The 20,052-nt window shown below is 67.7% G+C and carries 19 protein-coding genes and 1 pseudogene; 15 read left to right on the forward strand and 5 right to left on the reverse strand.

Features of this window, described 5'->3' with window-relative positions:
• Positions 1 to 12: 12 nt before the first annotated feature.
• Positions 13 to 492 (forward strand): hypothetical protein, encoded by a 480-nt coding sequence (locus J7656_RS01255; RefSeq protein WP_017343493.1) that lies wholly within the window; start codon positions 13 to 15, stop codon positions 490 to 492.
• Positions 489 to 1,121, forward strand: a complete 633-nt coding sequence (locus J7656_RS01260) for an IMPACT family protein (RefSeq protein ID WP_211553823.1) — start codon at positions 489 to 491, stop codon at positions 1,119 to 1,121. Before J7656_RS01255 ends, J7656_RS01260 begins: the two co-directional genes overlap by 4 nt.
• 27 nt (positions 1,122 to 1,148) lie before the next feature.
• Here J7656_RS01260 and J7656_RS01265 read toward each other — a convergent pair whose 3' ends face one another.
• The gene (locus tag J7656_RS01265; protein ID WP_425490623.1) at positions 1,149 to 3,065 is read right to left on the reverse strand and encodes a DNA-directed DNA polymerase II small subunit; all 1,917 of its coding nucleotides are present in this window, start codon (positions 3,063 to 3,065) and stop codon (positions 1,149 to 1,151) included.
• Between J7656_RS01265 and J7656_RS01270 the strand changes: the two genes are divergently transcribed.
• Entirely contained in the window at positions 2,948 to 4,021 is a 1,074-nt protein-coding gene (locus tag J7656_RS01270; protein ID WP_017343496.1) for a S24/S26 family peptidase, read from the forward strand. The genes J7656_RS01265 and J7656_RS01270 overlap by 118 nt on opposite strands.
• A gap of 45 nt (positions 4,022 to 4,066) precedes the next feature.
• Here J7656_RS01270 and J7656_RS01275 read toward each other — a convergent pair whose 3' ends face one another.
• Positions 4,067 to 6,016, reverse strand: coding sequence for a Cdc6/Cdc18 family protein (locus J7656_RS01275; RefSeq protein ID WP_211553824.1), 1,950 nt, complete (start codon positions 6,014 to 6,016; stop codon positions 4,067 to 4,069).
• Between the two features lie 848 nt (positions 6,017 to 6,864).
• On the opposite strand from J7656_RS01275, the gene J7656_RS01280 reads away from it, so the two are divergent.
• From J7656_RS01280 to J7656_RS01290, 3 genes are read left to right on the forward strand one after another with little or no spacing between them, the layout of a single operon-like run.
• Entirely contained in the window at positions 6,865 to 8,172 is a 1,308-nt protein-coding gene (locus tag J7656_RS01280) for a CaiB/BaiF CoA transferase family protein (RefSeq protein WP_211553825.1), read from the forward strand.
• Positions 8,172 to 9,368: a thiolase C-terminal domain-containing protein gene (locus J7656_RS01285; RefSeq protein WP_211553826.1), complete on the forward strand. Its 1,197-nt coding sequence runs from the start codon at positions 8,172 to 8,174 to the stop codon at positions 9,366 to 9,368. The genes J7656_RS01280 and J7656_RS01285 overlap by 1 nt, the downstream gene beginning before the upstream one ends.
• On the forward strand, positions 9,365 to 9,751 hold the full coding sequence (locus J7656_RS01290) for a PhlB family protein (RefSeq protein WP_211553828.1): 387 nt from the start codon (positions 9,365 to 9,367) through the stop codon (positions 9,749 to 9,751). Before J7656_RS01285 ends, J7656_RS01290 begins: the two co-directional genes overlap by 4 nt.
• A 121-nt stretch (positions 9,752 to 9,872) precedes the next feature.
• Here J7656_RS01290 and J7656_RS01295 read toward each other — a convergent pair whose 3' ends face one another.
• A complete protein-coding gene (locus tag J7656_RS01295) occupies positions 9,873 to 10,544 on the reverse strand; it encodes a TetR/AcrR family transcriptional regulator (RefSeq protein WP_017343501.1) in 672 nt (223 codons plus the stop codon).
• Positions 10,545 to 10,682: 138 nt separating this feature from the next.
• Here J7656_RS01295 and J7656_RS01300 point away from each other — a divergent pair, with 138 nt between their 5' ends.
• The 3 genes from J7656_RS01300 to J7656_RS01310 all read left to right on the forward strand — a co-directional run bounded on the left by J7656_RS01300 (position 10,683) and on the right by J7656_RS01310 (position 13,381).
• Positions 10,683 to 12,038, forward strand: coding sequence for an amidohydrolase family protein (locus J7656_RS01300; protein ID WP_017343502.1), 1,356 nt, complete (start codon positions 10,683 to 10,685; stop codon positions 12,036 to 12,038).
• 60 nt (positions 12,039 to 12,098) lie between these two features.
• Positions 12,099 to 12,983 carry a fumarylacetoacetate hydrolase family protein gene (locus tag J7656_RS01305; protein ID WP_211553830.1) on the forward strand — a complete coding sequence of 295 codons (885 nt, stop codon included), beginning with the start codon at positions 12,099 to 12,101 and terminating at the stop codon, positions 12,981 to 12,983.
• A 125-nt stretch (positions 12,984 to 13,108) separates the two neighbouring features.
• On the forward strand, positions 13,109 to 13,381 hold the full coding sequence (locus tag J7656_RS01310; RefSeq protein WP_211553832.1) for a hypothetical protein: 273 nt from the start codon (positions 13,109 to 13,111) through the stop codon (positions 13,379 to 13,381).
• A gap of 89 nt (positions 13,382 to 13,470) precedes the next feature.
• On the opposite strand, the gene J7656_RS15055 is transcribed toward J7656_RS01310, so the two are convergent.
• Together J7656_RS15055 and J7656_RS01315 are read right to left on the reverse strand one after the other, a co-directional pair.
• Positions 13,471 to 13,599: a hypothetical protein gene (locus tag J7656_RS15055; RefSeq protein ID WP_283091179.1), complete on the reverse strand. Its 129-nt coding sequence runs from the start codon at positions 13,597 to 13,599 to the stop codon at positions 13,471 to 13,473.
• A gap of 249 nt (positions 13,600 to 13,848) precedes the next feature.
• Positions 13,849 to 14,862 (reverse strand): TatD family hydrolase, encoded by a 1,014-nt coding sequence (locus tag J7656_RS01315; protein WP_211553834.1) that lies wholly within the window; start codon positions 14,860 to 14,862, stop codon positions 13,849 to 13,851.
• 79 nt (positions 14,863 to 14,941) lie between these two features.
• On the opposite strand from J7656_RS01315, the gene J7656_RS01320 reads away from it, so the two are divergent.
• The 6 genes and pseudogenes from J7656_RS01320 (at position 14,942) to J7656_RS01345 (ending at position 20,048) form a co-directional block, all read left to right on the forward strand.
• Entirely contained in the window at positions 14,942 to 16,003 is a 1,062-nt protein-coding gene (locus J7656_RS01320; protein WP_211553836.1) for a WD40/YVTN/BNR-like repeat-containing protein, read from the forward strand.
• Positions 16,004 to 16,471, forward strand: a complete 468-nt coding sequence (locus J7656_RS01325; protein ID WP_017343510.1) for a DoxX family protein — start codon at positions 16,004 to 16,006, stop codon at positions 16,469 to 16,471.
• A 320-nt stretch (positions 16,472 to 16,791) separates the two neighbouring features.
• On the forward strand, positions 16,792 to 17,433 hold the full coding sequence (locus J7656_RS01330) for an Era-like GTP-binding protein (protein ID WP_017343511.1): 642 nt from the start codon (positions 16,792 to 16,794) through the stop codon (positions 17,431 to 17,433).
• Positions 17,433 to 17,855: a DUF2073 domain-containing protein gene (locus tag J7656_RS01335; RefSeq protein WP_017343512.1), complete on the forward strand. Its 423-nt coding sequence runs from the start codon at positions 17,433 to 17,435 to the stop codon at positions 17,853 to 17,855. The genes J7656_RS01330 and J7656_RS01335 overlap by 1 nt, the downstream gene beginning before the upstream one ends.
• A complete protein-coding gene (locus J7656_RS01340) occupies positions 17,856 to 18,524 on the forward strand; it encodes an OapC/ArvC family zinc-ribbon domain-containing protein (RefSeq protein WP_017343513.1) in 669 nt (222 codons plus the stop codon).
• Between the two features lie 343 nt (positions 18,525 to 18,867).
• Positions 18,868 to 20,048: pseudogene (locus tag J7656_RS01345) on the forward strand (aspartate kinase).
• The last annotated feature ends 4 nt before the right edge of the window (positions 20,049 to 20,052 follow it).

A 20,052-nucleotide genomic window follows, 5' to 3' on the forward strand; every position in this document is an offset into this window, starting at 1 on the left:
GCAGGTGACGACATGAACGACGGCTCGGACGCGGATATTGCCGGGCGGAACACCCCGAAGAAGCGTCTGCTCCGCGGAATCGCCGTCCAGACCGCGGCCGTCGCCGCGGCGGTCCACCTGCTGTGGGCGTGGCCGCGGCTCGGCTCGCCGCCGGACGCGCGCCCGTACTTCTTCCTCGCCGGGAGCGCGCTCGCGGCCGCGGTCGCCGTCGCGACGCTGCGGGGCGGCGAGTACCGCCGGCTGTACGCGCTCGGCGCGGGGACGCTCGGGGCGTTCCTCGGCGGGTTCCTCGCGTGGCACGGGACGGACGCCCCCGCGGCGCTCGCGGCGGAGCCGCTGGCGGTCGTGGCGGTGATCGTCGAGGTCGTCGGCGTCGGCGCCTACCTCGCGCTGTACCGGCTCGCGCCGCCGACGAGCGTCGCCGTCGAGCGCCGACGGGAGGACGAACCGGACGAGGGGAAGGAAGACGGCGAGGAGGAGGAACCGCCGTGACCGACGCGTACCTGACGGTCGCCGAGCGCGCGACCGCGCGGTTCGAGGTCCAGGGCTCCGAGTTCCTCGGGCACGTCGCGCCCGTCGACACGGTCGAGGCGGCGGAGTCGTTCGTCGAGGAAGTCCGCGAGGAGTACGCCGACGCGACCCACAACGTGCCTGCGTACCGGGTCCCCGCGGGCGAGCCCTCCGAGCGCGCGCCGGGGTCGGAGCCGATGCTCAGGGAGTACTCGTCGGACGACGGCGAGCCCACCGGCTCCGCGGGGAAGCCCGCGCTGAACGTCCTCCAGCAGCGCGAGATCCGGAACGTCGTCGCGGTGGTGACGCGGTACTACGGCGGGACGAACCTCGGTGTCGGGGGGCTCGCGCGTGCCTACTCGCGCGCGGTGAAGGAGGGCGTCGACGCCGCGGGCGTGGCCGAGGAGCGGCCGCACCGCACCCTCGTCGTCGAGACGGAGTACGACGACTCGGGGACGGTCCGGGGAGTGATCGAGTCCACGGGCGTCAAGTTCGACGCCGACTACGGTGAGCGCGTGCGGTTCGACCTGAGAGTGCCGGTCGCCGAGGTCGAGGAACTCCGCGAGCGGCTCAACGACGCGACGAGCGGGCGGGTGGAGATCGACCGATAGCGATCGCGAGAGATTCCGGCGGCCCGCCTACGAGAACTTCCGGACCGTCATGTCGAGGGTGTCGAGGTCGAGGATGGGCGCGTAGCCGGCGTCGGGGTCGATGTTGACGGACTTCTGGAAGTCGGTCTGGGCCTGCCAGCAGCCGGAGTTGACAGCGAGCACGTTGTGGTACTTCCCCCAGCCGAGCTTGTGGACGTGGCCGGTGTGGAACACGTCGGGCACGTCCTCCATCACGAGGTAGTCGCGCTCCTCCGGCGCGACGCGGGTGTGACCGCCGAACTGCGGCGCGACGTGGCGCTTCTTTAACAGCTGGTACATCGCCTTGTGGGGCTCGTCGTAGCTGGCCTTCTCCTCGGGGAGCTCCGCGATCACCTCGTCGAGCGAGACGCCGTGGTACATCAGTACCTCGACGCCCTCGACCGAGACGGTGGCCGGGTTCGAGACGATCCGCGCGTCGTGGACGTCCATAATCTCCCGGATCTCGTCGTTGAACCCGGGCTGCGGCTCGGCGAGGCGGACCGCGTCGTGGTTGCCCGGGATCATCACGACCTCGGTGTCCGCGGGCACCTCCTTGAGGTGCTCCGCGAAGACCTCGTACTGCTCGTAGATGTCGACGATCTCCAGCTCCTCGTCCTGGTCGGGGTAGACGCCGACGCCCTCGACCATGTCGCCCGCGAGCAGCAGGTACTCCACGGGGTCGGCCTCCTCGGTGTGGAGCCAGTCGGTGAAGCTGTGCCACGCGTCGGCCATGAACTCGTCGCTGCCGACGTGGACGTCGGAGATCAGCGCGGCCTGAACGTGGCGGTCGGCCCCCCCGGGATGATAAGTGCGAGGGACGTCGGGGAAGTGGAGCGAGTCCGCGAAGAGGATGCCGGCGTCGTCCGCGAGCGTCCCCTCGACGGCGACGCACTCGTCTAAGAGGATCTCGTCGACGACGTCGGCGAGGCCCTTGTCCTTCATCACGAGGGCGGGGAAGGTTCCCGTCGTGTCCTCCAACTCGATCAGCCAGTGGCCGGACTTCGTGGAGCGCACGTCGTTGACGAGGCCGATCATCGCGGCGTCGCTCCCACCCGGCATGTCCGCGATCGCCTCCGCAGGCCGGTGGTTGACGCGGCCGCGGAGGATCTTCGAGAGCCGTTCGTAGCGGTCGCGGAACGTCGTGACGAAGTCGGAGTACTCGCCCGTCCCGGTGCTACGCCCGGTCATGTCGTTTCCGACTTCGAGGTCGCGCAGGTCGGGGCCCCGGGAGCGTTCGGCACCGGTCGACTGCGCGGAGTCAGTGGTTGTGGAGTCGGTAGCGACGGAATCGGTGGTGGTAGAGTCGGCAGTCGGGGAGTCGGCGGTGAGGGAGTCGCTGGCGACGGACTCGGTAGCCCCGGCGTCCGCGACGCCGTTCGTCGCGACTCCGGAACCCGCTTCGGTCTCCGCGGCTTCGGCGCCCGTGGACCCCTTCGTTTCAACTGGAGATTGTCCGGTTTCGTCGGGGACGCGGCCGATTCCTCGGTCTCGGCGATCGCCTCGCGCACGTGGTCGGCGGTGATCCGAAGGGCGTCGTCGGGGGCGCGGTCGACGGCGGCCGCAACGGCGGCGGTCGGATCGGTCGCGCCCGCGAGCAGGGTGACCGCCTCGCGCTCGGCGTTGTAGCCGCGCTCGGCGAGGGCTTTCGCGATCCGGGCGTTCGACTCCAGCGGCACGATACCCGAAAGGAGGGTCGCGGGCAAAACCGTTCCGGAGCCGTCGGAGGGGCCGAGCGCGCGGGGCCGCGAGCGAGGGCGGAATCCGCGCGACCCGGAAGCTTATGAACGGAACCCTCCAAAGGCGACGTAATGGACGAAGGGGATCGGCCGACGGACACCGACGGGTCGGCCGGTCGAGACGAGCGGGTCGAAGACCAATCCGGGGCGGCTCCCGACGAATCGGATGACGTAGTTCCCGACCGGTCAGACCACAATATTTCCGGCCGATCGGACGACGAGGTTTCCGACGAGTCCGACCGCGCGACCTCCGGTGACTCGGACGATGAAACCGATAGCGAGCGCGAAGCCGACCTCGGGGACGAGCCCGAATCATCCAGGGAAGCCGTTGGTTCCGGGGAATCCGACACCGGGAGCGGAGCGCAGGGCGCATCGGAATCGGTCGGAGATCCCGCGTTCGAGACGGAAGAGACGACGACGGCCGACGAGTCGCTGGTACATCGGTTCCGCCACGACCGGGAGGGCGCGCTGATGTGGATCCGGGAGATGCTGGCGAGCGTCGGCGTCGTCCTCCTCGTCGGCCTGCTGCTGTTCGGCGTCAGCGGCGTGTGGCCGCCCATGGTCGCCGTCGAGTCGGGGAGCATGGAGCCGAACATGCAGGTCGGCGACCTCGTGTTCGTCACCGAGCCCGGGCGGCTCGCGCCGGACGCAGCCGAGAACGGCGTCGGCGTCGTCACCCACGAGGTGGGCCAAGAGGTCGACTACCGGACGTTCGGGTCCTACGGGTCGGTGATGATATACACGCCTCCGGGGCGGACCGGGTCACCGATCATCCACCGAGCCATGTTCCACGTTACCGAGGGCGAGAACTGGTATGACCGCGCCGACCCCGAGCACCACAACGCCGTCGACTGCGGGTCGCTCGCCAACTGCCCGGCGCCGCACGACGGGTACATCACCCTCGGCGACAACAACGGCGCCTACGACCAGGCGAGCGGCCTCTCCCCGCCGGTCAGGGCCGAGTGGGTGAACGGGGTCGCGCGGCTCCGAGTCCCGTATCTCGGGTACATCCGGCTGATCGCGACGGGACAGGTGGAGCTGAACGAGGCGATCACGCGGACGGTGGGAAGCGCCCTCCCGGCGGCGATGGAGAGCGGTCTTCCGGCGGTGGATTCGACCCCCGCTTCGTCCGCCACGGCGGCGTGACGCCTGCCGAGACGGGGTTGGCGACGTAGCGATTGACGGACGGGCTCAGTTGTCGAACCGGGCCTGAACGAACGGCTGCGCGTTCTCGATGTCGCCGAGCCGCGAGTCCGACAGGAGGACCGCCTCGGTCTCCTCGACGGGCACCGAGAGGCCCATCTCCTTCGTTCGGCCGTAGCGGCCCTTCGAGACGACGACGGCGTTGACGATCCCCAGCATGTCGAGCTCGCTGATGAGGTCGGTGACGCGCCGCTGGGTCAAGACGTCGGCGTCGATCTCCTCGCAGAGCCGCTTGTAGATGTTGAACACCTCACCGGTGTTGATGTTGTGGACGCCGTTCTTCTCGAGGAGGATGACGGCGAACAGGACGATCTTGCTCTGGGTGGGGAGCGTGCGGACGACCTCGACGACGCGGTCGAGCTCGATCTTGTCCTGCGCCTGCCGGACGTGTTTCTCCGCGACGATCTCGGCCTGCGAGCGCTCGGCGAGCTCGCCGGCGGTGCGGAGGAGGTCGAGCGCGCGGCGCGCGTCGCCGTGTTCCTGCGCGGCGAAGGCGGCGCACAGCGGGATCACGTCGTCGGTGAGCGCGTCGGGCTTGAACGCGGTGTCGGCGCGGTGCTGGAGGATGTCGCGGAGCTGGTTGGCGTCGTACGGTGGGAAGACGATCTCCTCCTCGCCGAGGCTCGACTTGACGCGGGGGTCGAGGAAGTCGGTGAACTTCAGGTCGTTCGAGATGCCCATGATCGAGATGCGCGAGCGGTCGAGCTCGGAGTTCATCCGGGAGAGGTTATAGAGGGTGTCGTCGCCGCTCTTCTCGACGAGCTTGTCGATCTCGTCGAGCATGATCACAACCACGCGCTCGTGGTAGTCGACCGCCTCGAAGAACGTCGAGTAGACGCGGTCGGTGGGCCACCCCGTCATCGGCACCTCCTCCATCTCGTCGGCGTCGTCTTCGAGGGTCTCGATGCGCTCGTCGATCTCGTCGACCGAGTCGAACTCGGTGTCGGCGAGGGCGGCTGCCGCGTCGCGACCGGCCGTGTCCTCGGCGTCCGTCGCGTCCCCTCGGAGGGTTTCGAGCCGCTCTAAGCGGTCGGCGATCACCGCCTGGTTCTCCTCGATAAACGTGTTCGCGAGCTGGGCGAGGACGCGGTACTGGGTGTCGGTCACCTCGCAGTTGATGTACTCGACCTCACAGGGGACGTCGTACTTCTGGGAGGTGGACTCCAGCTCCTGAGAGACGAACTTCGCCGACGCGGTCTTCCCGGTCCCCGTCTTCCCGTAGATGAGGATGTTCGACGGGGTCTCGCCGCGGAGCGCGGAGACGAGGATGGTCGCCATCCGGTTGATCTGGTCGTTGCGGTGCGGGAGTTCGTGCGGGGTGTACGAGGGGCGGAGAACCTCCTTGTTCTCGAAGATCGGTTCGCCGGAGAGGAGGTCGTCGAACAGGCCTTGGTTGTCCTCGTCGTCGTCGTCGAGGACGACGCCGTCAAAGTCGACGTCGGGCGACGACCGGTCGCGACCGCCGTTGTCGAGCCCCGCCGTTTCGGGTCGAGCGTCGGTCGAGATGGAAGGCGTATCGGCGTCCGAGTCGATCGATTCGACGTCTGGCGTATCGTGACTCGTTCCGTCTTCGACGTTGAGGCCGGTATCGGGGTCGGATTCGCTAAGACCGCCGGAGTCGGCTTCGGTTGGGGTGGTCGGATCGGCTTCGGTTGGGGTAGTCGGGTCGGCTTCAGTCGAGTTGTCGCCCCCCGTTTCGGTTGGAGCGTCGGGGTCGAAATCCTCGATATCGGGGTCCTCGATATCGGGGTCCTCGGCTTCGGGATCCTCGTCCTCGGACTCGTCGGTTTCGGAGCCCTCGACGGCGAAGCCGTCGGCGTCGGGAGTCGAAGAGCGGCTGGGCGATGAGTCCTCGGAGTCGCTACTGTGGTCCGATTCGTCGCCGTCGTCCGGGTCGATACCGCCGTCGGCCCGCGGTGTGTGATCGCCTTCGTCCATGTGAACCCCTCTGTTTCAGGTGGAGACAGCCGGGTATGTCGCTTGAGACGCCGTCTCCCGTCGGAAATACGCATTCGCGGTCGGAATCGAGACCGACCACGTCCAGTTGATACAGTCGAACCAGATGAAGAGACGGTACAAAAGTGTTCCTCTCTGGAGTTGAAACGGTCCTCCCTCGCGAAGTATCGGGGCGACGGAGAAGCGGTTCGGGAGCATTCGCGGGTTCGTCGATCGGATCGAAAAGTCGAGGTGAAACGGACGACGGGAGAGGAAACGACCGGGTTCCCCGAGACGATCTCGTCGATAGATCGAGTTTCGGGCGCTCTCGTGACAGGTTCCCATCTGACGCAATCGAGTCGTGCCTACTCGGATCCGGACTGGAAGTTCAGTCGGAGCGTTCCGACTCGCCGGTTTCGGTCCGCGATTTCCAGTTCCGTCGAGTCGACTCGATCGGGGAGACCCCCACACCCCTTTGTTTCGTGTGGAACGGTGAATGGGTGGGTGGGGGTGGTGAGATTGGATTTTAGTACCGGTGGTTTTATATCTAAAACTGTTCAACAGTACCCTCGACAATCTATTCTATATTATATTTTGTTTGTTAGTGTTGTTTTATCCAGCTATAGCTGATGAATTATCTGAGAGAACCGGGATCACCTCCGAACGCCCACCGGACGCCCCCACAGGTTACCGGGTTCCACTCGAAACAAAGGGGTGGGGGGCTCCCAAACGACGGCCATGTGACCGACGAGCCAACGAATATCACGGTCGACGCCGATAGTTTTACCATCCGGTAAACAAACCGTACACGTACCTATGAGACGACTCCGCACGTCGGACGAGGTGGGTAGATGACGGATACCGACGACACCGGTACCGACGACACCGGTACCGACGATACCGGTACCGAAGACGGCGGCACCGGGAGTTCCGCGAGCAGCGGACGAATCTTGGACGGCGTCACCGTTCTCGACCTCTCGACGTTCGTCACCGGCGGCTTCTGCTCGGCAATGCTCGCGAACCAGGGCGCGGAGGTCGTCAAGATCGAACAGCCCGGCTACGGCGACGCAGTCCGCCACTCCGGGCCGCCGTTCATCAAGGGCGAGTCCCCGTACTACTGGACACTGAGTTACGGGAAAAAGAGCCTCGAACTCGACTTGAAGAACGACGACGCGAAGGAGGCGCTGTACGAGCTGGTCGAGGAGGCGGACATCTTCATCCAGAACTTCCGCCCGGGCACCGCGGAGCGGCTCGACGTCGACTACGACACGCTCACTGACCACAACGAGGACCTGATCTACCTCGCGATCTCCGCGTTCGGACAGACCGGTCCGTGGCGCGAGCGGTCCGGGTACGACCTCCTCATCCAGGGGATGAGCGGGATCATGAGCGTCACCGGCGAGGCGGACCGCCAGCCGGTCAAAGTGGGCCTCCCGATGACCGACCTCATCACCGCGATGTGGGCGGCCTTCGGCGCGACGACCGCCCTCTACCGCCGAGAGCGGACGGGCGAGGGCGAGTACATCGACCTCGGTATGCTCGAAGCAACCCTGCCGTGGCTCACCAAGCAGGCCGGCATGGTGTTCGCGGGCGAGGAGACGAAGCGTATGGGAACCAAAGACCCCGTCCTCGCCCCGTACCAGACGTTCGAGACGAAGGACGGGTTCATCAACATCTGTATCCTCAACGAGAAGCTCTGGGGCGAGCTCTGCGAGGCGCTCGACCGGCCCGACCTCCCCGAGGACGACCGGTTCGAGCAGAACGCCGACCGCGTGGAACACCTCGACGAACTCGAGGCCGAGATCGAGGCCACGCTCGCGGACAAGACGACCGACGAGTGGATCGAGGTCATCGCGGAGGACGCCGGCGTCCCCGCCGGCCCGGTGTACAGCGTCGAGGAGGCGCTCAACAGTGAGCAGATCGAGGCCCGGGGCACCGTCACCGAGATCGACCACCCCGAACTCGGCGAGGTCCCTGTGATCGAACACCCGCTCAAGTTCCGCAACGCCGAGAGCGGCTTCGAGCTCCCGCCGCCGCTGCTCGGCGAACACAACCGCGAGGTGTTCCGGGAACACGGCTACTCGGAGGCCGAAATCGACCGCCTCGCCGAACTGGGCGTGTTCGGCGACGACGCCGAGGACGCGGACGCCGACGACTGATGTCGTCGTCCGCGACCGACTCCACCGGCGTCCGCGTCAGCGGCGTCGGCATGACGCCCTTCGAGAGCGACGCCGAGCGCTCGCTCACCGACCTCGCCGCCACCGCCGCCGAGCGCGCGCTCGCGGACGCCGCGATCGACCCCTCAGCCGTCGACGCGCTCCACTTCGGCAACGCCCTCGCCGAAGCGCTCGACGAGAGCGCGGGGCTCGCGAACGCGCTCGCGGCCGCGCTCGGCCTCGACGGCGCGTCCGCGGACCGCATCGAGAACACGAGCGCGACCGGCGCCAGCGCCTTCCACCGCGGCGTCGACCGCATTAAAAAGGGCGACGCCGACGTCGCGCTCGTCGTCGGCGCAGAGAAGATGTCCGCGGGCGACACGCGGGACGTCACGGAGGCGATCAGCCGCCTCGTCCACCGCCGCGAGTACGCGCAAGGGGTCACGCTCCCTTCCTTCGGCGGCCTCGCCGCCGGCGCCTACCTCGACCGCCACGACGCGCCCCGCGAGGCGCTCGCCGCGGTCGCCGCCAAGAACCACGGCAACGCGGTCGACAACCCGGTCGCGCAGTTCCGAAAATCGATCGACGTCGACGACGCGCTCGACTCCCCGGTCGTCGCCGCGCCGCTCCGGCTGTACGACTGCTGTCCGATGTCCGACGGCGCCGCCGCGGTCGTGCTGACGCGAACGGACGAGGACGACTCCGCCGCGGACGGCGGCGCCGAAGCCGGTCCTGCCCCGCGGGTCGCAGGTACCGCGAGCGCCACGGGGACCCACGCCGTCGCCGAGCGCCCGGACCCCCTCTCGATCGAGTCCGTCCGGACCGCCGGCGAGCGCGTCTTCGACAGCGCCGGAATCGGTCCGGACGACGTCGATGTCGCCTGTATCCACGACGCGTTCACCGTCCTCGAACTCATCGAACTGGAGGAGCTCGGCTTCTACGAGCCCGGGACCGCGTGGGAGGCGACGCTCGAAGGCGACACCGCGCTCGACGGCGATCTCCCGGTCAACCCCGGGGGCGGGCTCAAGGCCCGCGGCCACCCCCTCGGCGCGACCGGGCTCTCGCAGATCGTCGAACTCGTGTGGCAGCTCCGGGGCGACCTCCCAGAGAGCCGCCGCGTCGACGGTGCGGAGACGGCGTTCGCGATCAACGTCGCCGGGTTCGGGAACAACAGCGTCTGTACGGTGTTGCGCACGTGACCGACTCCGATCACCCGGTCACCGACCGGCCGGCCGACCGCGACGTCCCCGCGGACCGCGCCTTCGTCTGCGACGACTGCGGCCACCGCTGGTACTACGACCGACGGCGCTGTCCGGCGTGCGGCCACGGCGCCGAGTCGGCCGCGACGGTTCGACTCGAAACGGGGGCGGTCGTCGCGACGACGACGGTCGAGACCACGCCGCCGGACGTCCGCGCGCCGAACCACCTCGCGTTAGTCCGGTTCGACGAGGTCCAACTGATCGCACAGGCCGCCGACGGCGACCTGTCTCCCGGCGATCGGGTTCGATTCGACGGTTCCCACCGGCTTCGCGAGGGACGTGACCGGACCGACCCGCGGCTCGTCGCAGTCGACGACTCCTGACGGCGGGGACCGATTTCGACTGGAAATCGATTCCGACTGGAAACCGATCTCGACGCGAAACCGCTTTCGACTGGAAACCAATCTCGACGTGAAACGCCGGCCAAAAAAGGCAACCGCTCGACTACTCCGTCCGCTCCAGCGACTCGAAGATGAACTCGTCCATCGCCTTCCGGGCCTCCTCGGGCGCATCCTCGTGACCCAGCGAGATCCGGCGCCCGCGCGCGGCGTGGATCACGTCGGTCACCAGTTGGCCCATCCGCTCGGCGTCGACGTCGCGGAAGACGCCTTCCTCGATCCCCTCCTCGACGACTTCGACGATGCTGCCGCGAAGGCGGTCGTAGTGTTCGTTGAACACCTCGCGGTGCTCGCCGTCGTTCTGGGCGTGCGTGTACAGCTCGTGGTACACCTTCATCCGGTCCCAGTGGCTGAACTCCTCGAACTCGGGGCCGAACAGGCACTGGTCGACGCGGGCGCGGAGTTCCGTCCGCGGGTCCGCGTCGCCCTCGACGACCACGCTGCCCTCGTACTGGTCGATGATGTGTTCGAGGAACGAGGACATCAGGTCGTACTTGCCGTCGAAGTGGTAGTGGATCACCTGCCGCGTGAGATCCATCTCCTCGCCGATGTCGCGCATCCGGAGGTCCTTGTACCCGTGCTTGCTCAGCGCGCGGAACGTCGCCTCCATGATCACCTCCTTCGTGTCCTTGGAGGACACCGTCTCGTCGCCGCCGTCGACGTTTTCGCTCGGGGACTCGGCGGACTCGTTCGCCGATCCGCCCTGTGATTCGCTCATACGGACACTCTACGTGTGAGGTACATAATACGATTGCCTCTCTCGGCCTGTGGTTGTCCCCCTCAACCTACGGTCGCCTCTGTCGGCCTTTACCGTCCGGTAAAGTTTTAACCTCTTGGTCAAACCCTATTATCGAACATGACACAGACGATCGTGCGAAACGGGACCGTGGTCTCGCTCGACCCGGACGTGGGGGAGTTCGACGAGGCCGACGTCCTGATCGAGGACGGGGAGATAATCGAGGTCGGCACCGGGCTCTCGGCGTCGAACGCGGAGGAGATCGACGCCGCCGGGAAGATCGTCGTCCCCGGGTTCGTCGACTCGCACATCCACCTCGCACAGACACAGGTCCGCGGGATCGCCGGCGACTGGTCGCTCATGGGCGAGTACTTCGACGACATGCTCGGCAACATCACCGGGCTGTATCAGCCGGAGGACATGTACCTCGGCGGCCTCTTCGGCGCTTTCGAGAAGCTCCACACCGGGACGACGACCGCGCTCGACTGGTCGTACCCCAACACGCTCGAACACGGCGAACGCGCCGTCGACGCGCTGCAGGACACCGGCCTGCGAGCGGTGTACACCTACGGCCCGCCGGGCGACGACGCGGCGAAGTGGTGGTTCGAGAGCGACGTCGGCCTCCCCGAGGAGGAGATCCGCGAGCTCCGCGAGGAGAAGATCCGCGACGACGACCGGCTCAGCCTCGCGCTCGGGCTTCGCGGTCCGGACTTCTGTACCGACGAGACCGCCCGCGGCGACCTCGAACTCGCCCGCGACCTCGGCGTCCTCTCGACGATCCACATGGGCGCGGCGCTGTGGCCGTCCTCGGAGTACGGCGACGACTACCAGGGGTTCGGCTGTATCGAGGACATGCTCGGCCCCGACGTCAACGTCGCCCACGGGAACCACTTCTCGCAGGAGGATATCGATCACGCCGTCGAGCAGGGGGTCTCCTTCTCCTCGACGCCGGAGGTCGAGATGCAGATGGGCCACGGCATCCCCGTCACCGGGAAGGTGCTCGAAGCCGGCGGCCGCCCGGCGTGGGGCGTCGACGTCTGCTCGAACGTCAGCGGCGACATGGGGAGCCAGATGCGGATCGGGATGCAGCTCCAGCGCATGTTCGACAACCAGAAGATCCTCGAGGGCGACGAGGAGGTCACCGAGGTCAGCATCTCCGCGCGCGACACCTTAGAGATGGCCACTGTCGAGGGCGCGAAGGCGCTCGGGCTCGACGACGAGATCGGGACGATCACCCCCGGCAAGCGCGCCGACCTCGTCCTGTTCGACGCCGACGACTTCATGACCGCCCCCAGCCACAACCCGGTCCAGACCGTCGTGTTCCAGGCCGACCCCTCGCACATCGACACCGTCCTCGTCGACGGCGAGGTCGTCAAGCGCGACGGCGAGCTGACGAACCCGAAGGTCGACGAGGAGTTCGACCGGTTCGTCGCCTCCGGCGAGCGACTGCTCGACGAGGCCGGGATCGACCTGTAACGCCCGCTGCGTAGTTTCGCTAACCGAACTCACCCCTTCGACTCACTTCCCTCACTTCACATGCGAATCGGACAATACCGAACGACGGACGCACAGACACCGTGGCCCGGCGTCGCGACCGACGACGGCGTCGTCGACCTCGCCGAGGCCGGCGCCGCCGCCGGGATCCACGTCCCCGCCCGAACCAGCGACCTCCTCGCCGACTGGGAGTGGCGCCGCAAGGCGGACCTCGCGGTCGAGCACGCCGCGGAGACCGGCGTCGGCGTCCGCGACCCCGACGACCTCCAACGCGCCGCCCCCGTCGACGACCCGCAGAAGGTCGTCTGCGTCGGGCTGAACTACCGCGACCACGCCGAGGAGGGCGACAACGAGATCCCCGACGAACCCGTCCTCTTCTCGAAGTTCCCCACCTCGGTCGTCGGCCCCGACGACCCGGTCCGCTGGGACCCCGAGTACACGGAAAAGGTCGACTACGAGGCCGAACTCGTCGCCGTGATCGGCGAGCGGGCGCGTCGCGTCGACCCCGAGGACGCCCTCGATCACGTCGCCGGCTTCACCGTCGGCAACGACGTCTCCGCGCGCGACCTCCAGCACGGTGACGGCCAGTGGGTCCGCGGGAAGAGCCTCGACACCTTCGCGCCGACCGGCCCCGACCTCGTCACGACCGACGAGATCGACGACCCCCACGACCTGGACATCTTCGCCGAGATCAACGGCGAGCGCCTCCAGGAGTCCTCGACCGAGAACCTGATCTTCGGCGTCGACGAGCTGATCTCCTTCTGTAGCCAGGCGTTCACGCTCGAACCGGGCGACCTCGTCTTTACGGGCACGCCGCCCGGCGTCGGCGTCTACCGCGAGCCGCCGGTGCTGCTCGGCGACGGCGATTCGGTCACCATCGGCGTCGAGGGCGTCGGCGAACTCACGAACGAGTTCGAGACGGAGTAGGATCCTCGGCTCGTCGGAGTTTATAAATGATCGCCGGCGTGGCGGCCTCGTTGAAACCGTATTCTCCGGACGCGCTCGTACATCGCTAACCAAACTACAAGTGTCCTCGTGCTGTTACATCGCCAATGGAGGACCTGTACGTCTACACCGGCTCATTCGCCGTAATCGGAACGTCACTAGGAGGGCCAGCGGTAGCGTCGGTCGTCGGTGGCGATCGCGGCATCCCGATACTGCTCATGGCCATCGGTGGGGCTGGAATGCTCGCAGTTGCCGGCTACGAATCGCTTCAAACTGACCCAGAGGAGTTTACTGCCCCTCCTATCGTCCTTCTGGCGTTGGTCGGTGCCGCCTGTCTGACTCTTCTCGGAACAGTACTCCCTGCGGTGACCGGGTTCTAAATGGCTTGGACCGACCGGAATCGGAATGCCTTCTCTGTAGAGAATCTCAACGGAGCCCGTACAGTGAACTTCTCTACAGCTCCGGCCGTTCATTTATAAATAGTTGACCACAGATCGGCGGTGAGTACCTCCAAAGCCCCAGTCGCTCGTTTATAAATATCTGGTCGCAGATCGGTGGCGAACACCGCCAAAGCCCCAGCCGCGAGGACGGCGCACACTCGTTGCGCTCCTCGCTCGTTCGCTCCGCTCACTCGCTGTGGTGCTTACGTCGTCTGCGCCGTCCTCGCGACTGCCCCTTTGAGTCCCGCCCTGCACGGCACCGCAGCCTCACGCCTCCCCAGCCTCGCGGCTCACGCTTCGCGGCTTCGCCGCTCGCGTTCGCCGCGTCCCTCGCGCGTGCTCCTCGCGGCCGCCTTCGGCGGCCACTCGGAGGCACGCGCCACCGCACCGCGGAGTATTTAAATAGTCTATTCTGCCAGCCCGAACACGTCCCGCGGGTTCTCGTACACGACGGTCCGGATGTCCTCGACGTCGATCCCGTAGCGGTACAGCTCGAAGATCGCGCGCTTCACGGCGTACGGGTCCGTGCGCAGCACGTTCGCGGTGTCGGTGTCGATCATGATCCGCTCGGGGCCGTACTCGTCGATGGCGTTCGCCACGTCGGCCGCGTCGACGCCGACGAGCCACGAGTGGCCGATGGTGTAGCTCAGGTAGCAGTCCGTCTCCGCCATCAGGTACGTGGTGTTGTTCGCGTCCGCGTGCGAGGCCACGACGCGCTCCTCGTTGAGGCCGGCGTCGTGTGCGGCCTCCACGTCGCGTTTCACGGCTTCGAGCGCCGGGTTCTCGCCGTCGAGGACCGGGTCGGTGCCGAGGCCCGCGTTCTTCTCGTACCCCGGAGTCACGCCGAGGTCGTCGCGATACTCTCGCTTCGCCTCGGGCGTCGTGTTCGGCGTGTGGAGCAGGACGGGGAGGTCGTGATCTCTCGCCAGTTCCATCTGCGCCTGGACGACCGCCTGCTGTTCGTCGACGTCCCAGCGCTCGACGTGCTGGCTCGGGACGACGCCGGTCTCCCCGACGGCGGCGACCTCGTCGAGCGCGCAGTAGTCGTCCATCGCGGCCAGCAGCTCGTCGGGATTCTCGATCCGGACGCCGGTGTGGACGCCGAGCCCTAACTTCGCCTCGAAGAAGTGGTTTCGCTCGATCGCCCGCCGGCGGTTGACCGCGTCGTCCCACAGGAAGCGGATGTCGCTCGCCTCGACGGGCTTGTAGGGGGTCCAGTGGTACCCCGACGACACCATCACCATCGACCGACACCCCGACAGCGCGTACCGCTCGCGGTCTTCCCACGAGAGCGTGTGCGCGTGGTTGTGCGGGTCGATCCACGGCAGGTTCAGCAGCTCGGTCGGGAGTTCGGGTCCGGACTCGGACTCCTCGAGGTACGCGGCGTCGGTCGGGCGAACGGTGGCGTGCGGCGCGGTCATGCCCCCACCGTCGTCCCCCGGCCACTTAGCGTTTTACAGATTGGTAAAACTTTATTATGCGTCCGACGCACTCTGGGATATGACACTGTTGATCGGGACAGACTCCGGGCTGTACCGAGCCGACGACGTCCCCTTCGAGCGCGACGACCTCGACCCCGTCCTCGACTGCGGGGTCGTCACCGCCGTGAAGTCGTGGGACCACACCGAAGGCGTCTTCGTCGCCGCCTCGACGGGCGCGTACCGCTCGCTCGACAGCGGCGAGACGTGGACCGACCTCGAGGTCCCGCTCGGCGACCGCTTCTGGCACGCCGGCCAGAGCGAGGTGTGGGCGATCCTCGCGACCGCCGACGGCGCGCTGTACGCCGGCACCAACGACCCGTACGTCTTCCGCTCGGTCGACGGCGGGGAGACGTGGACCGAGCAGAAGGGGTTCCGCGAGCTCCCCTCCCGCGGCCACTGGGAGTCGCCGATCGATCCGCACTACGCCCGCCTCCGCGCCCTCGAAGCGGTCCCCGGCCGCCCCGACCACCTCATCGCGGGCGTCGAGGCCGGCGGGATCCACGTCAGCCGCGACGGCGGCCGCACGTGGTCGGACCACCGTGACGCCATCGTCGACGACGTCCACCAAGTCCTCCCCATCTCGGAGGACGTCTGGCTGGCGACGACCGGCTACCTCGACCACAACCTGGAGAACCTCGGGCTCGGCCACGCGGTCGGCGAGGGCGGCCTGTGGCGGACCACCGACGCCGGCGAGTCGTTCGAGCGGCTCGACGTCGGCAACGACTTCTCGTACATCCGCCGCGTGTTCGTCCACGACGGCCGGGTGATCTTCTGCGGCGGCGAGGAGGCGCCCCCCGCGTGGGTGAACGACGACCACGAGGTCGCGCTGTTCGAGTCGACGAACTTCGGGCGCGACTTCGAGCGAGTCTCCTTCCCCGGCGAGCCCCACGAGATCATCGAGACGTGGGCGGTCCACGACGGCGACGTCGTCTGCGGCTCCGGCCTCTTCGACGTGCCCGACGAGCGCGACGACGTAGAGGGCCGGATCATGCGGCGCCTCGACGGCGAGGGCGACGAGGGGCCGACCTACGAGACGGTCGGGCGCGTCGACGCGAACGTCAGCCGGATCGAGGTGGTATAAATGGCGGACGAACCGGACTCTCAATCCGAGGCCGCCGAGCCCGCCGACGGCCGCTCCGGCCGCGACGCCCCCTCGCTGCTCGGCCGCTCGCTGTACGGTGGCGTCCTCGCGTACATGGCCCTCGACGGGTTCAAGAACAACGACAAGCGGGTCGCGGTCGCCGAGGAGAAGGGCGTCCCGATGCCCGACGTGCTCGTCCCGTTCGTCACCGGGATGCTGCTGGTCGCCAACCTCGGGATCGTCCTCTGGCGGCTCCCGCGGGCGGCCGCGGGCGCGCTCGTCTTCTTCTTCCTCGGGACGACGCCCGCGATCCACGACTTCTGGACGATGGAGGGGAAAGAGCGGCAGGGGAACAAGATCAACTTCCTGAAGAACCTCGCCTTGCTCGGCGGCGCCGTCGTCTTCCTCGACGCCGCCAGCGGGAGCGACGGGGATAGCGACGCCGCGGGCGAGCGCGACGAGAAGTAACGCGGCCTCGACGTCCCGGAACGCTCGGTCGCGGACCGTCCGCGAACTCCTCTGGCCCGTCCGCGAACTCCTCTGGCCCGTCCGCGAACTCCTCTGGCCCGTCCGCGGTTTCGTTTCACCTCCGTTTAACTTTCACCGCCTGCCGTCGATTTCGCCGCCGTCCGCCGCCGACGCCCCGGATCGGGATGTCTGACGCAGTTCTTAAGTGAGAGCGGCGAGGACCCTACCGTAATTCCCCGAACAGGCGTCGAGCGTACGGATCGAACGGCGCCGCGCGACGACCGCGGTGTTCGGGAAAACCACACGGACTGGAGGTCAGGATGGGACTGCTCACAAATCTCAGAGACAGCATATCGCGGGTCACGGACGGCCTGTTCGCGGCCGACGAGCCCAAGCGGATCGGGATCTACGGACCGCCGAACGCCGGTAAAACGACCCTCGCCAACCGGATCGCACGCGACTGGACGGGTGACGCCGTCGGCCCAGAGAGCCACATCCCCCACGAGACTCGCCGGGCCCGCCGGAAGGAGAACGTGGAGATCGAGCGCAACGGGCGGACGGTCACCATCGACATCGTCGACACCCCCGGGGTGACGACGAAGGTCGACTACAAGGAGTTCCTCGACCACGACATGGAGAAGGACGACGCCGTCCGCCGGTCGCGCGAGGCGACCGAGGGCGTCGCGGAGGCGATGCACTGGCTCCGCGAGGACGTCGACGGCGTCATCTACGTGCTCGACTCCACGACGGACCCGTTCACGCAGGTGAACACGATGCTGATCGGGATCATCGAGTCGCAGGACCTGCCCGCGCTCATCCTCGCGAACAAGACGGACTTAGAGGGGTCGGACGTCCAGCAGATCGCGAACGCCTTCCCGCAACACGAGACGATCCCGCTGTCCGCGCTGGAGGGCGACAACATGGACGAAGTGTACACCAAAATAGCGGAGTACTTCGGCTGATGCCCGGTCCGAAAGCCAACGTCGACGCCGCGGACGACCCGGACGACGGCGACGACTCCGGTGACGGCGTCCGGATCGACATGATAAGCGGCGCGCGGATGGAGGGGCTCACCGGGATGGAGAAGATCCGGCTCATCCTCGACGGCGTCCGCGACGGCAACATCGTCATCCTCGAAGAGGGGCTCTCCCCCGACGAGGAGTCGAAGCTCATCGAGGTGACGATGACCGAGATCAGCCCCGACGACTTCACCGGGATCGAGATCGAGACGTACCCGAAGGCCGAGGCGGGCGACCAGAGCTTCCTCGACAAGCTGATGGGCCGCGAGTCGACCCAGAAGCTCACCGTCATCGGCCCGGCGAACCGCATCGAGACCCTCCACAAAGACGAGAACCTCATCAGCACGCTCGTCTCCCGCAAGTAGATGCCCCACCAGTGTACCTCCTGCGGCCGGACGTTCCCCGACGGCTCCAAGGAGATGCTGTCGGGCTGTCCCGACTGCGGCGGGAACAAGTTCCAGTTCAAGCCCGCCGGCGCGACGAAGGACCCGACCGCCGGCGCGACCGACGAGGGGGATCAGCCGTCCGGCGCCGCCGGACCGTCCGATTCCGCCGCCGACGCGGCCGACCGGACGCCGCCGACCCCGGACGATCGGTCGGCGCCGACCCCGGAGGAGAGCGGGGCCGACCGCCAGCCGAGCGACCCCGCGGACGCGACGCCGGACGACGGCGCCGCGCGCGCCGACGCCCCGGCCGAATCCGACGGGACGGAACAGATCGCGGACCGGAGCGACGAGGACACCGCGCAGGCGAGCGCCCGCTCCGAGGTGGTGTCGCCGGACGAGCTCGACCGAGCGAGCCGCGACGTCGAGCCCGCCGAGACGCCGCCGGCCGAGGAGGGGCCGGAGCCGGGCATCGATGCGCTCCGGGACGAGCTCAACGACCAGTTCGAGAGCATCCGCATCGTCAGCCCCGGCCAGTACGAGCTCAACCTGATGGAGCTGTACGACAGACAGGAGTACATCATCTCCCTCCAGGAGGACGGCCGGTACGTCATCGAGATGCCCGACGCCTGGGGCATCCAAGACGAGTAGCGCCTCCGTCCGTCTTCCCTGCGCGCGTCCCCTCATCTTCCCTGCGCGCCTCCATCTCGCCTCCCCTGCCCCCTCGCACACCCTGACCCGCGATTCCGAAATGCGCTGATCGTTCGTTTCGTTTTCACCCGCTCACGGCCGCCGCTTCGTGCGGTTCTGTGATTCGGGCGACCCTTGTCGAAGAAGATACTGTTATCCGGCTTCCTCCGCTACGGGGTCGCATGTTAGCCGATCGCTTCCGCCGACCGGGCCGGGACTCCGGCCTCGGTCCGGACCGCGCCGTCGCCCTCGCACCGCCTCGACCGTCTCTCGGAGACCGACCGCACCCCGACGAGGTAGCCGCATGCGCGTAATCGCCAAGTTCGGCGGCACGAGCCTCGGGAGCGGCGACCGGATCGAGCGCGCCGCCGACTCGGTGGCGAGCGCGGTCGCGGCCGGCCACGAGATCGCGGTCGTCGCGAGCGCGATGGGATCGACCACGGACGATCTGCTTGACGACATCACCTTCGAGACGGACGACGCCGACCGCGCGGAGATCGTCTCGATGGGCGAGCGCACCAGCGTCCGCATGCTGAAGGCCGCGCTGTCGGTCCGAGACGTCGACGCCGTCTTCCTCGAACCCGGACACCCCGACTGGCCGGTGATCACGGACGAGCGCGGCGAGGTCGACGTCGCGGAGACCAAGCGTCGAGCCGAGAAGATCGCCGCCGAGATGGACGGGGTCGTCCCGATCATCACCGGGTTCCTCGCGGAGGACCACGACGGTAACGTCACCACGCTCGGGCGCGGCGGGTCGGACACGACCGCGGTCATGCTCGGCAACTACATGGACGCTGACGAGGTCGTCATCGTCACCGACGTGGAGGGCGTGATGACCGGCGACCCGCGGGTGGTCGAAGGCGCCCGCAACGTCGGCCAGATCACCGTCGACGAGCTCCGCAACCTCTCCTTCCGCGGCGCCGAGGTGGTTGCGCCCTCCGCGCTCTCCTACAAGGACGAGGGACTCGACGTCCGGGTCGTCCACTACCAGCACGGCGACCTGCTCCGGGGGGAACCCGGATCGAGGGCGAGTTCGAGAGCCTGATCGACATGCGCGAGGAGCCGCTGGCGTGCCTCACCATCGCGGGCCGGGCGATCCGCAACCGGCCGGGGATCCTCTCCGAGTTGGCGAATGCGCTCCGCGCCGAGGAGATCAACATCGACGCGGTCGCGTCCGGGATGGACTCGGTCACCTTCTACGTCGACGTCGACGTCGCCGAGACCGCGGAGGCGCTGCTCCACGAGGCGGTTGTCACCGACGAGGCGCTCTCCTCCGTCACCGTCGCCGACCCCATCGCCGTGATCCGCGTCACGGGCGGCGAGCTCCCCAACCAGTCGGGCGTCATCCAGGACATCATCGCCCCCATCGCCGAGGCCGGCATCAACATCATCGATCTCATCACGAGCGCCACCTCCGTCGCGGTGTTCGTCGACTGGGACGACCGCGAGGAGGCGCTCGAAATCGTTCAGGACCGCTTCGACTGAGCGG

The sequence above is a fragment of the Halorubrum ruber genome, from assembly GCF_018228765.1.
Taxonomy (GTDB): Archaea; Halobacteriota; Halobacteria; order Halobacteriales; family Haloferacaceae; genus Halorubrum; species Halorubrum ruber.